Raw genomic sequence first — 12,162 nt, 5'->3', positions numbered from 1 at the left:
CTAGTTTATGTTTTGAAGCTAGTGAGAGATTTTTTTGCTAATCAATCCTGTTTATCAAAATAAGATCATTCTTTGAGCATTTTTATTTGTCGCTTAAATTGGTTTTTGGTGGCTTCTAACCCTTCATTATTTGCTAAAACAATGAGGTTTGGTCGTTTTTTTAACTCATCTAATTTCTTCGTGTCTTGCTCAAAAAGAGCGAGCCTTTTTTTGATTTGATCCGGAGCATCTCCACGTTGTTCTAAACGCTGCTTCAATTTGTTTTTAGCGATAGTCACAAATACTGGTTGGATCTGTTCCCCAAATGCATGGAAGAGTGCCCAAAAACCAGCAGCTGTTAAAATCGTATAACAATCACCATTTTTCAACTTTTGAGCAATCTCCCTCTTAGTTGAACCATATTTATGTCCCGCATATTCATCCCATTCCACAAATGCCTGTTTAGTGATCAACTGTTCAAATTTGTCTTCAGAGAGAAAATAGTAATCTTTTTGATCGGTTTCACCTTTTCGAGAAGGACGAGTCGTCGAAGTGACAATTTTTTCTTTTGGTTCAAAAAGAGCATTAGCAATGGAAGTTTTTCCTGAACCAGAAGGACCAATAAATACATAACATTTGTTCATCATGAATCTCCTTTAACCCTTTATTTCTTTTATTAAACGATACACGAGAAAGTTTCTTTTAGCAATTGTTCTTTTCGCATAGATATTCCAGGTGGACGACAATAAATTTTGTCTTATAAAAAACACTCTCTTGAGTCTTTAGAAAATCGTCTAAAGAGCAAAGAGAGTGTTTTAAATATACAATTCAATTAAATTTAATCATTTAGACTAATAAACCAGTGACGATCGCACTTAAAAAGCTGACTAATGTGGCAGTCAACAAGATTTTTAATCCATGTTTCGCAACTAAGTTTCCTTTTTCTTCATTTAGACCTTTCATAGCACCCGAAATGATTCCAATGGAAGAGAAGTTAGCAAAAGATACTAAAAAGACAGATAAAATAGCTGTTGTACGTTCAGTAAAATGCAGGTTCCCAGTGGCTAGTTCTGTCATCGCAACAAATTCATTTGTCACAAGTTTCGTCGCCATGATACTACCCGCATCCACAGCTTCTTTCCAAGGAATCCCGCTGATAAATGCTAGTGGAGCAAAGATGTAACCAAGAATTTCTTGGAAAGAGATCCCAAAGATTCCACTAAAAATGGCATTGATCATAGCAATAAGAGCAACGAATCCAATCAACATAGCAGCGACTGTAATCGCTACATGAAAGCCGTCAAGAATATATTCTCCAAGCATTTGGAAGAAAGTTTGTTCTTTGTTTTCTTCAATGATCAACTCATCTTCTTTTTCTTCTAATTCATAGGGGTTAACGATGGAGGCCAAGATATACCCACCGAATAAGTTCAATACCAGCGCAGTAATTACATACTTAGAATCGATCAACGCCATATAAGAACCCACGATCGACATCGAAACAGTCGACATGGCAGAAACGCTCATGGTAAATAAACGTTTTTCAGATAAGAAAGGCAATTCTTTTTTTATTGAAATAAAAACTTCAGATTGACCTAGTATTGCTGAAGCAACACCGTTGTAAGATTCTAATTTCCCCATACCATTGATTTTACTTAAACCCAATCCAACTGCCTTCATGAATAATGGCAAGATCTTGATATAACGCAAAATCCCGATGATTGCAGAAATAAAAACAATCGGCATCAAAACATTTAAGAAAAACGGCGCACTGCCTTTATTGGCTACCCCAGCAAAAACGAAATTGACTCCTTCACCTGCAAACGCCAGTAAATGATCGAATACTTTCGCTAACATGGAAACAACTGCTGTACCAAAAGTCGTTCGTAACAAAATAAAACCAAAAATAAATTGCAACACGATCATCAATAGTAAAGGTTTTACTTTGATGGCTTTCTTGTTGGTACTAATCAAAAAAGCAAGGCTAAAAATAAAAAGTAATCCAATAATTCCTAAAATCTGACTCAAACTATCACTCCTAATCAAAATTCCGTTTAATTTTACACGTTTTATCGTTAAAATACTAATTTTTTGCTAAGATTATCATCGCTTTTTTAGACTGAAACGCATACATTTCAATTGAAACGGATACAACAAAATAAAACTCTTAAAAGATTATCAGTTGCACTTTTTCAGGTGCAATTTAAATAAAATCTTTTAAGAGTTTATTCAGCTATTTGTTCATAAAGAAACAATGCTTATTGATAAAATAAATTTTCCGATGGATAGAAGGGAGCACTTGTGATATCAATACCTAATTGTTTCAACGTTTGTTCATCATTTTTATTGACGATGACTGTCGAGTGAGCTTGAGCACCATCTAATTCAGCAAGTTTATCATAAGCTACTTGAGCGATAGGGTTGGTTACCGCACTGATCGAAAGAGCAATCAGTACTTCATTTAGGCTCAATGTATCAACGGAAGAATGCAGTGCGGCAGACTTCATCCCTTGAATACGTTCTAGAACAAGTGGCGACAACAATGGAATATTATCTGAGATATGTGCCAAATGTTTGATCGCATTTAAAATGACGGCAGCAGAAGCATTCATTAAAGAACTGGTGCGTCCTGTAATGATCACTTCATCGGGTAATTGGATCGCGATCACCGCAGAAGGATCGTTGCTGTCATTTTGAACAGTTTTTGCATACTCGTGAGCAGGCAATACCACTTGACGGTCTTCAGGTTGAAGACCTACTTCTTCCATGATCAATTTAATTCGATTTACTGCTTCCTCATCGATCAATCCTTTTTTGAAATCACACTCTGTTTGGAAATAGCGGCGGATGATTTCTTGTCGAGAAGCTTCTTGCACAACTTCATCATCAACGATTCCGAATCCCACACGATTCACACCCATATCGGTAGGGGATTGATAGATTGATTCTTTACCAGTGATTTTTTCAATGATCCGTTTGATTACTGGAAAGGTTTCAACATCTCGATTATAGTTTACAGCAACCTTGCCATAGGCATCATAATGGAAGGAATCGATCATATTGACATCTTTTAAATCCACAGTGGCAGCTTCATAGGCAATGTTTAGTGGATGTTTCAATGGGACATTCCAAACAGGGAAGGTCTCAAATTTTGAATAACCTGCTGATTGTCCTTTTTGGCTTTCATGATAAAGCTGATTCAAACATGTTGCTAGTTTGCCACTACCAGGTCCAGGAGCAGTAACAACAACGATTGGCTTACTGGTCTCAATATATTCATTTTTGCCAAAGCCGTTTTCAGAAACGATTTTTTCAACATTAATTGGATAATCTTCAATTTCTGAATGTTTGTAGACTTTGATATTACGTCTTTCTAATTTATTGACGAAGACATTCGTAGCTGGCTGACCATTGTAACGAGTAATGACGACACTATTGATAGATAATCCGTAGCCACGCATTTCGTCGATCAAGCGTAAAATATCCATGTCATAAGTGATACCATAATCCCCACGAATTTTATTACGTTCAATGTCTCCAGCGTAGACGCAAATCAAGATTTCTGCTTGGTCTTTTAATTTTTGTAACAATTTGATTTTTGCATCTTCTTCAAAGCCAGGCAAAACACGTTTGGCATGCTTATCATCGACCAATTTGCCTCCAAATTCTAAATATAATTTGTCATAGTGATTCACTCGTTCAAGGATATATGCTGATTGTTCTTCGATATATTTCTCTGAATCAAAACCGATTTTTTTCACGAGATTCCCTCCTTAAGTACTAAAGCATTTTTTCATTTTTTTTGATTTTCGTCAACTAGTAACTAACACCGGATTAAAACAACAGATAAAATCTCAAATCTGGCTTGTTTCATCTTAAATTCATTGGTATGATAGTTTTGATAAGGAAGGTGTCACATGAAAAAAAGACAGAAAAAGAAAAACGCATATAAACAATATATCCGTTCGATTTTTACCGGTTATGAAAAAATGCTCGAAAATACTGATTTAGAAGAGATGAAGTTTACTTATTTGAATGAAGAAACACTATTATCTCGTGATGAAAATCAGCGCATTCACTTCACAACCAGAGATCTGCCTCAAAAATAAAAAAATTACTGAGTGAAAAAGAGTGGGGGGATCTGTAGTAACCCCCAAAAGTTAGAATCTAACTTTTGGAGGTCGCTTCAATCCTCTTTCCACTCTTTTGTTTTACTCTCGATACGTAAGATTATTCAATAGTGAAAGTACAATAATCAGACCTTATCAAAACGGTGGATAATCAATGAATATTGATTAAAAGATACATAGAGGAGGAAGCCCTTTGTAACATTTTTTTCTATAAAATGGTACTATTAAATTATCAATTCAATAGTAAGTAAACTCAACCTATTGTGCTTCTGTCCAAGAAAGTGGATAACTGTGAGGAGGTAATCAAAATGAAAGAAACACCACAAGAAAATAACGAAGAAATCATCATTCAGCAAGAAGATGACACTACTTTTTTTGATATCAAAGAAAAAGCTAGCACGAATCTATCTCAACTGTTAGAGGATTTACAAGCGTTTGAAAGAGCTGTTCGTGAAGAAAACATTCCAGAAATCTATCAACTGTATAATGGTCATTTAAATGATGAATTGAAAAAAAGTTCGAATGAAAACCATGAAATCGATCAGCTATTAATGCGGAAAATCCATGATCGCTTTATTCAAGAATTTCCATTTATGGAGCTAGTCGAAAAGATTTCTCCTACGATGAGTTATTACAAGATCGGTACGTATTATCACGAAAGGCCAACAATTGGCATCGATGCTAGTCTACCGGAAATTTTCGTTTTGCCCCAAATTGACGAAGAGTGGGGCACCTATGCAAACCAGGAACCGGATGACTACAGTCAACAAATTAACGAACTTGATGCTAAAGTCATCACTGCAAAAGCCGAGATCGATCGTCTGGATGAAGAATTAAAAGAAATGGATCGCCAAATCTCTGATCTGGATGACACTAAAGGATTCTTAAATCGGAAAAAAATTGATGAAGAAATCCAAGAACTAAAAAAACAAAAACAAGCATTATCGAATGAAAAATTAGGCTGGATGCCTTATCTTGAAGCACCTGAAAAAATCCAAAATCAAAAAGCTGCTTTACTTAACGAAGCAAAAGCGAATCAATTACGTGCAGCGATCGTTGAAAAAGAACAACGACAAATCAATCGCTACTTCGGTGGGATAGAAGGGTTCAGTCAAACCATCCATCATTTCCTAATGAATTACTTAGGTAATGTTGATCCACATGAAAACCCAGAAGTATCGATGCAAGAGGGAGGGGTAGAGGAATGAATGAGCATGAAGAGTTAGAAAAAAATGAAGAGCTGGAAGCACAATCGTTAGCAGAAACGACTGTGGCGGAAGAAGCAATAGAAACAGATCCTGAAAACTCCAGCAATCACTCTGCTTCTGAAGATGATTTGCTTGATGAAAATGAACAGGTCACTTCTGAACAATTAGAGGCAATTGAATCCAGTCATCCACATGAAGCGAGGGAAAATCAAGTCTATTTAGAAACAAAAGAAAAAGACCATCAAGACATTGTTCTTTTGATTGAAACAGCAGAGGCAGAATTAGCGGATTTACGCTTACGGAAATATCTACTTGAATCGGACTTTTCACAATTATTAGATGCTTTTGAACGCTATATCTTAAAAGCAGAACCTATTTCCCCGATTGGTAAGACAAGTTTGATCGAATACTTTACTTATGAGTTGCTAAAACCTTTAAATGATATTGGTTTGAAATTCTCTAATACCACTTATGATACTTGGGAAACACGACATTTTTCGATCAACTATCGTTTGAATGAGTCCAATCAATTAGTATTTTCTTTTGTTCTTCCGACGATTGATCAACGATACCAAGTGGAATCACTCAACTTATTGGAAGTTTCACCAGAAACGATGGAAATCACGGTTCAGGATGACCGTGTGTTATCTTTGATTCGTTATTGGTCTGTTGAACGGGTATTCTCTGCTGGTCAACTGACTATTTTCAATCATAAGTTCAACCAAATATTAGCTCATGCACGTCACTTAGGTTTCTTAGTCAAGCAAACCTTACTAGATAACACCCAACCGTTACATCTGAATCTTCAAAGCCAATTTGAATTGACTGACCAGGTACTAGATGACATCTTTATCGTAGCGATGAAAAATCCTCAATATGATTTTGAAAAAATTGGAGAAGAAAAATACCAAGTTCTATTAGATAAAGGACAATCCATGATCATTTCCAAAAATCAGAAAAACCAAACAATGCTTGAAGTTTCTTCTGGGGAGTACCATCGATCAGTGATTGATTTCTTTATCAATTACGAATTTTTGGTTCCTTTGATGGTTCGAAAGGCTTAGACAGGATATAAACGTGTGGCAATCCTTAGAGAGATTGTCGCATGTTTTTTGTTCCGTCTGCAGGCGATAGATCACACGGTTCTTCCGAGAGATAGTTAACTGAGAAACTGTTGAGAAGAAAAGAAAGAAGGAAATAAGATGGAAAATTTTAAAAAGAGCGGGATGTTCTCTGTGATTGCTGCATTAGGTGCGAATATTTTAGTTGCAATCAGTAAATTTGTCGGTTATGCCATTAGTGGAAGTGCGGCAATGCTGAATGAAAGTATTCATAGTATCGTCGATTGCAGCAATCAAATCCTTTTGCTTTTTGGGGATAAACGAGCGAATAGAGGGCAAAGCGAATTACACCAATTTGGCGAAGGAAGAGCAAAATATTTTTTTAGCACAATTGTGGCAACCATGCTCTTTTTTGGTGGGGGAGCTTTGGGAGTCATGGAAGCTTTTGAAAAATTGACCCATCCTGCGCATGAAGTTGATAACTCATTGATCGTTATCATTATTTTAATTTTTGGATTAGCCATTGAAGGAACGTCATTACGTATCGCTATGAAAGAAATCCATGAGTTGAATACCGAAAAGTTATCATTGATGAAATTTTTGAGAGAAAGTCGTCACAGTGAAATTTTGATCATCTTTACTGAAGATTTTTGCGCTGTGATCGGACTCATTCTTGCTTTAGTAGGAACAGTCTTGACGATGGTAACAGGAATTGCGGCGTTTGATGCGATTAGCGGCCTATTGATCGGATTATTGTTGATGGGAGCTGCCATTTTCTTAGCAAAAGAATTTTATAGTTTGATTGTTGGTGAAAGTGTGACAACGAGTGACTTGATCAAAATCAAGCAAGCCTTTGAGCGTCCGGAAGTCTCTCGTTTGATCGATGTAAAGACCGTTCATCTGAGCCCAACTGAGGTATTGGTAGCTGCTAAAATCGATATCTTTGATCACCCAGAGAATGAATCGTATGCAATCATCAATAACATTGAAGAAACGATTCGTCAGTCTTTAAATGATAAAAAAGTTTATATTTATATTGAAACTGATAAATATGACCCTAATTATCGAAGATGACCATGCTGATTCTTCAGCAAAACAATGCTTTTATGTTGCATAAAAATAACTTGTTTATGATTTGAAATTTCAATATTCAAGCTTAAAATGAGAAAAATATAATATTGTTTTTAGATAAAACGGCTACAATTTCGTTTTTTTATGTTACAATGAGTCCGCTGTTTATTTGTTGTAATTGAAGGAGACATTTTGATGAATAAAAAGAAAAGTGCGCCATGGCTTCAGGCTTTGCACGCAGTAATGCCACTTTGCTTAAGTTATATACCAGTTGGGTTAGCTTGTGGTGTCTTATTGCAAAAAGTGGGTTTTGATCCAATCTTAACCGGTCTGTTGTCCATATTAGTATTTTCGGGTGGAGCGCAATTTTTAGTTGCTTCGATGCTAACAACTCAAGCATCTTTTGCAACGACACTTTTGATGGTATTTTTCTTGGAATTACGTTACACATTGTTAGGGTCGAGTCTTTCAGGTTTTATGAAGAAAGAAAAGAGACTATTCTTGACGGTATTTTCACAATCGTTAAATGATGAAAATTATGCGGTTAATTATCTTAAATATTCAACTGATCCTACATGGAATAAGCGTAAAGCTTTATATGTAAATTGGTTTTCGATGGCTTCTTGGACAGGTAGTAACATGATTGGAAACATGTTTGGTTCTGTTATCCATGTAGATGCTGATCTCGTTCACTTTGCACTGACTGCGATGTTTATCTTCATGTTTGTCATGCAAATGAAAAATAAGCTGCTCATTTTTACAGGATTGTTTTCTGGTGTATTAGGCGTTACTTTCATGGTCATGTTCCAAAATACATTAGGTTTAATTGCTGCGACGGTGATCGCCTCTTTTGCAGGGTTTGCTTTAGAGAAAGCTTTCAAAAAAGAGAAGGCAAAAAAATTAAAACGATTAAAAAACCGTGGCAAACATGTCAATGAACCACTATTCAACTTCCCAGAACAGGAGAGTCAACATCATGACTAAGACGTATCTTATTCTTTTAGTACTTAGTTTATTCGTGGTGGCTTATGTGCCACGACTATTCCCGATGCTCTATTTTACCCATCGGAAAGTCCCTTCATGGTTTAGTGAATGGATGAAATATGTGCCTGTTGCGCTATTCGCAGCTTTAGCATTCAAGGATGTCTTTATTACCCATGAACATTTAGCCATTGCTTGGAATATCAAAATCTTAGCTATGGTTCTCGTAGTTGGCGTGGCGTATAAAACTCATTCTATGGCATTATCAGTAGTAACTGGACTTGCTTCGGTATTTTTGCTGTCGATGTTTTAAACAGTTCCAAAATTTTGCCTTCTCTTAGTTTTAGAGAATGGCTTTTTTTTTGCCTTTTTTATTAAAATTTTAAGGATGATTTGTCCTTCTTTGAATTTTTGCTATAATGGGAAAGGTATTGATTTAAATATAGATAGTTGAGGAAAATTTAATGAATAAAAAATTGATGCAAGGAACATTTTGGTTAACCTTTGCTAATTTGCTTTGTAAGGTATTAGGTGTTGTTTACTTGATCCCATGGCTAAGTATGATGGGGAACAATCAAGAAGGAATGTTAGCGACCACTTTATACAATGTAGGTTATTTACCTTATGGCTTGTTCCTGATGCTGGGAACAGTTGGGTTTCCTAATGCGATTGCTAAAAAAGTCGCTGTAGCAACGAAAGAAAATGATGAACAGGGCTGTCGAACGATTTTTCGCAGTACCATCAATATCATGTTTGTCATTGGAATCATTTCTGCTGTGCTGATGTATCTTTTTGCCCCGATGCTTGCAGGAATCAGCCCAATTGCAAATGTAAATAATGGGATCTTAGCAATTCGTAGTTTGTGTCCGTCATTGATCGCCATTCCAGTTCTTAGTGCAATGAGAGGTTATTTTCAAGGGAAAAACAATCTGAGACCTTATGGGACCTCACTAATCATTGAACAAGCGGTTCGTGTCCTGGTCATTTTAGCAGGAACGTTTTACTTACGCGTCTTGACCGATGGAACGATTTTAGAAGCTGTTCTGATCAGTACAGTGGCATCCTTCTTTGGTGGGTTAGCAGCAATTATCCATATGTATTTCGTTGGAATAAAAAATGATTATTTCAAATTAAAAGATTTCTTGATCTCTAGTCGCTATTTCAAGCATGAAAATCGGGCAGAGTCGGTATCGATCATTCGTGAAACTTTACCTTTCATCTTTGTGGGATCTGTTATTACCATCGTGCAAATGATTGACCAAGTGACGATGAAGCCGTTGTTGCATTTTTTCAGACCTGAAATCACGAATCAACAATTGGAATTTTTATTTAGTCGAGCGTCAGTTAATCCCAACAAGTTGACATTGATCTTGATTTCTATGGTTGGTACAGTCGCAATCAGCAGTTTGCCGATTTTAAGTACTTTGAGAAAAAAAGATCGTTTGCAAATTGAAAAGACAGTAGGAGATAGTTTTTCAATTGCTGTCTTGATTTTACTTCCTTCTCTTGCTGGGATGTCATTATTGGCGGGTCCATTGTATACCTTATTTTTTGGATATGATCCTGATAGTGTCGGCTATTTCCAATTTGCCTTACTCGCTTCATTATTCTTTTCATTGTTCACGATTCTTTCGACGATGTTACAATCACTTAGCCATCATATGATTGCGATTCGGCTGACCGTTGAAGCGATTATTTTGAAAATTGTCTTTCAAGTGATTGGATTAGCACTATTTGGCGGTTATGGTATGAGTTTTTCAAACACAATGGCTTTTGCGATCGTGTTTATCAGAGGTTATTTCTATATGTGTAAAGAGTATCGAATCGCACCTCTAGCTAAAATCAGATTTTTCTTTCTTAAAACATTCCGCTCAACCTTGTTGATGCTGGTTCTTTGTTCGATTGTATTTATCCTATTGAACCTCCAATTGACGATGACGTCGAAAGCCCATGCTGTTGTTTATTGTGTTGGCCTTGGTGGAGTAGGTGGGTTGACATTTCTCTTTGCTCAATTTGGCAAAAATGGACTCCAATTACTTAAAAACTTCCAGCATCGACATCACTCAACCAAAAATTAGGAACAACATCCAGTTCATGATAATTTTTTAAAGCTACAGAAAGTGAGAGGGACGTGATTGTTTCTCTCACTTTTTGAGTGAGAGGTTCAAATGTCATCTTTCTTATGATATAGTTAAATAGACTGGTAAAATTCTTTGAAATGAGGAAATTAAATAAATGAAACTTGCAGTAGTTACTGACAGTACGGCTTATTTGCCTGAACGAATCCAAAATCATCCTGATTTGTTCGTTATTCCGATCCCTGTCATTTTGGATGGGAAAATCTACAATGAAGGAATAGACATAGAAGCTGACGAATACTATGGGCTTCTAAATAAAAGCAAAGACTTCCCGACCACTTCACAACCTGCTGTTGGAGAAGTACTGGCGCTTTACGAAGAACTGAAAAGAAAAGGATACGATACCATCTTAAGTATCCATTTATCCTCTGGGATCTCCGGCTTTGTCAACACATTACATGCTATGAAAAACGACATTGACGGTGTAAAAATCGTTCCTTATGATTCTAAGATCACGAGTATGCCAATGGGTCACATGGTAGAAGCTGCTCTAGATTTAAATCAAAAAGGTCAATCTCTTGAAGAAATTATCGCACATATCGATCGTATCCGAGATAATACGTATGCTTATCTCATCGTGGATGACTTGAACAACTTAGTACGCGGTGGACGCTTGACCAATGGGGCTGCATTGATAGGTGGATTGCTTAAAATCAAACCAATTTTGACTTTTTCAGAAGGAAAAATCGTTTTATTTGAAAAAATCCGTTCAAGTAAAAAAGCTTTCGCTCGTGCCGAAAAAGTCATCGGCATGCGAAATGAGGAAATTGCACCACCTGTTAAGCTTTATGTGATTCATGCAAATAATTTGGAAGTTGCCATACAAGAAAAAGAAAAATTACAAAAGCAATACCCGCATGCTGACATTGAGATTGGTCATTTTGGTCCAGTGATTGGTAGTCACTTAGGAGAAAAAGCAATCGGGCTTGCCATCTCTGCGCAATAATTTAGATTATTCAATTCAATGCAAGCATCGTCTCTCATTCATTGGGATACGATGCTTTTTTTGCATTTTTTCTATATAAGGCGTATAATCCTTAAAAGTTTAGTAAATGAGTAAATCACTAGGTTAGTAATTTACTAAAAGAGAAAGGATGGATTTAGATGGAAATCCCAACAAATTTAAAACACAAACCTGTTATTGTCGTTGAAGACTATGATCAAGTTGATGGTAGAAATGCTTTGCATACGGATGCTAAAGGACTATCTTTAGGGTTAGCACAATGGAATGATCGTGGAAAAGTTGATATTTCAGGCAAGGTATGGCGCCATACGGGTGAAAAATGGTCACGCCAATCGGAAGAACTACCAATCACTCGGATCTTAGATCTAGCAATTTTAGCTGCGCAAGGGAGTTTGTATTTTCAAGATGCGTATCGCTATGAAAAATTTTATGATCCTGAAAATCCAGTTGTCGATATTATCGGACTTCAAGGGAATCGAATGACGGTTGAAGTGGATACCAAAAATCCTAAGATCGATGAAGATATTATGCTCTATTATGACACGTTACAAAAAGATGGCGAATTGATCGGTGAACGTTTCCGAATTTTGAAACGTCTATTAGATGATTTAGGGTATTAAGGAAAAAAGG

12 protein-coding genes are annotated in these 12,162 nt (G+C 36.4%); 9 read left to right on the top strand and 3 right to left on the bottom strand.

Annotation, left to right across the window (positions count from 1 at the left end; translation table 11 throughout):
- Positions 1-65 precede the first annotated feature (65 nt).
- The 3 genes from AB3H93_RS03505 to AB3H93_RS03495 form a co-directional block, all read right to left on the bottom strand.
- Positions 66-623 (bottom strand): guanylate kinase, encoded by a 558-nt coding sequence (locus tag AB3H93_RS03505; RefSeq protein WP_368020143.1) that lies wholly within the window; start codon positions 621-623, stop codon positions 66-68.
- Between the two features lie 202 nt (positions 624-825).
- Positions 826-2,007: a NupC/NupG family nucleoside CNT transporter gene (locus AB3H93_RS03500; RefSeq protein WP_010719151.1), complete on the bottom strand. Its 1,182-nt coding sequence runs from the start codon at positions 2,005-2,007 to the stop codon at positions 826-828.
- Between the two features lie 230 nt (positions 2,008-2,237).
- Positions 2,238-3,740 (bottom strand): DUF1846 domain-containing protein, encoded by a 1,503-nt coding sequence (locus AB3H93_RS03495; RefSeq protein WP_010737583.1) that lies wholly within the window; start codon positions 3,738-3,740, stop codon positions 2,238-2,240.
- A gap of 156 nt (positions 3,741-3,896) precedes the next feature.
- On the opposite strand from AB3H93_RS03495, the gene AB3H93_RS03490 reads away from it, so the two are divergent.
- The 9 genes from AB3H93_RS03490 to AB3H93_RS03450 all read left to right on the top strand — a co-directional run bounded on the left by AB3H93_RS03490 (position 3,897) and on the right by AB3H93_RS03450 (position 12,152).
- Positions 3,897-4,088, top strand: coding sequence for a hypothetical protein (locus tag AB3H93_RS03490; RefSeq protein WP_010719153.1), 192 nt, complete (start codon positions 3,897-3,899; stop codon positions 4,086-4,088).
- A 329-nt stretch (positions 4,089-4,417) separates the two neighbouring features.
- Complete coding sequence (locus tag AB3H93_RS03485) at positions 4,418-5,317, top strand: viral A-type inclusion protein (protein WP_368020142.1); 900 nt, start codon at positions 4,418-4,420, stop codon at positions 5,315-5,317.
- Complete coding sequence (locus tag AB3H93_RS03480; protein ID WP_053766019.1) at positions 5,314-6,381, top strand: hypothetical protein; 1,068 nt, start codon at positions 5,314-5,316, stop codon at positions 6,379-6,381. The genes AB3H93_RS03485 and AB3H93_RS03480 overlap by 4 nt, the downstream gene beginning before the upstream one ends.
- A 138-nt stretch (positions 6,382-6,519) precedes the next feature.
- A complete protein-coding gene (locus AB3H93_RS03475) occupies positions 6,520-7,452 on the top strand; it encodes a cation diffusion facilitator family transporter (RefSeq protein ID WP_010719156.1) in 933 nt (310 codons plus the stop codon).
- Between the two features lie 192 nt (positions 7,453-7,644).
- Positions 7,645-8,433, top strand: coding sequence for an AzlC family ABC transporter permease (locus AB3H93_RS03470; protein WP_368020141.1), 789 nt, complete (start codon positions 7,645-7,647; stop codon positions 8,431-8,433).
- Entirely contained in the window at positions 8,426-8,743 is a 318-nt protein-coding gene (locus AB3H93_RS03465; protein ID WP_010737579.1) for an AzlD domain-containing protein, read from the top strand. The genes AB3H93_RS03470 and AB3H93_RS03465 overlap by 8 nt, the downstream gene beginning before the upstream one ends.
- Before the next feature lie 151 nt (positions 8,744-8,894).
- The gene (locus tag AB3H93_RS03460) at positions 8,895-10,508 is read left to right on the top strand and encodes an oligosaccharide flippase family protein (protein WP_368020140.1); all 1,614 of its coding nucleotides are present in this window, start codon (positions 8,895-8,897) and stop codon (positions 10,506-10,508) included.
- A gap of 157 nt (positions 10,509-10,665) precedes the next feature.
- On the top strand, positions 10,666-11,514 hold the full coding sequence (locus AB3H93_RS03455; protein WP_010719160.1) for a DegV family protein: 849 nt from the start codon (positions 10,666-10,668) through the stop codon (positions 11,512-11,514).
- Between the two features lie 158 nt (positions 11,515-11,672).
- Complete coding sequence (locus AB3H93_RS03450; RefSeq protein WP_010719161.1) at positions 11,673-12,152, top strand: DUF6530 family protein; 480 nt, start codon at positions 11,673-11,675, stop codon at positions 12,150-12,152.
- Positions 12,153-12,162 lie beyond the last annotated feature (10 nt).

The organism is Enterococcus sp. C74, from assembly GCF_040887125.1.
GTDB classification, from domain to species: Bacteria; Bacillota; Bacilli; order Lactobacillales; family Enterococcaceae; genus Enterococcus_B; species Enterococcus_B hirae.
This window is presented reverse-complemented; position numbering and strand designations above follow the sequence as displayed.

Coding starts and splice junctions, on each gene's coding strand:
- AB3H93_RS03505 (WP_368020143.1), bottom strand. CDS start 623: ATGAACAAATGTTATGTATTTATTGGTCCTTCTGGTTCAGGAAAAACT.
- AB3H93_RS03490 (WP_010719153.1), top strand. CDS start 3,897: ATGAAAAAAAGACAGAAAAAGAAAAACGCATATAAACAATATATCCGT.
- AB3H93_RS03485 (WP_368020142.1), top strand. CDS start 4,418: ATGAAAGAAACACCACAAGAAAATAACGAAGAAATCATCATTCAGCAA.
- AB3H93_RS03480 (WP_053766019.1), top strand. CDS start 5,314: ATGAATGAGCATGAAGAGTTAGAAAAAAATGAAGAGCTGGAAGCACAA.
- AB3H93_RS03475 (WP_010719156.1), top strand. CDS start 6,520: ATGGAAAATTTTAAAAAGAGCGGGATGTTCTCTGTGATTGCTGCATTA.
- AB3H93_RS03470 (WP_368020141.1), top strand. CDS start 7,645: ATGAATAAAAAGAAAAGTGCGCCATGGCTTCAGGCTTTGCACGCAGTA.
- AB3H93_RS03465 (WP_010737579.1), top strand. CDS start 8,426: ATGACTAAGACGTATCTTATTCTTTTAGTACTTAGTTTATTCGTGGTG.
- AB3H93_RS03460 (WP_368020140.1), top strand. CDS start 8,895: ATGAATAAAAAATTGATGCAAGGAACATTTTGGTTAACCTTTGCTAAT.
- AB3H93_RS03455 (WP_010719160.1), top strand. CDS start 10,666: ATGAAACTTGCAGTAGTTACTGACAGTACGGCTTATTTGCCTGAACGA.
- AB3H93_RS03450 (WP_010719161.1), top strand. CDS start 11,673: ATGGAAATCCCAACAAATTTAAAACACAAACCTGTTATTGTCGTTGAA.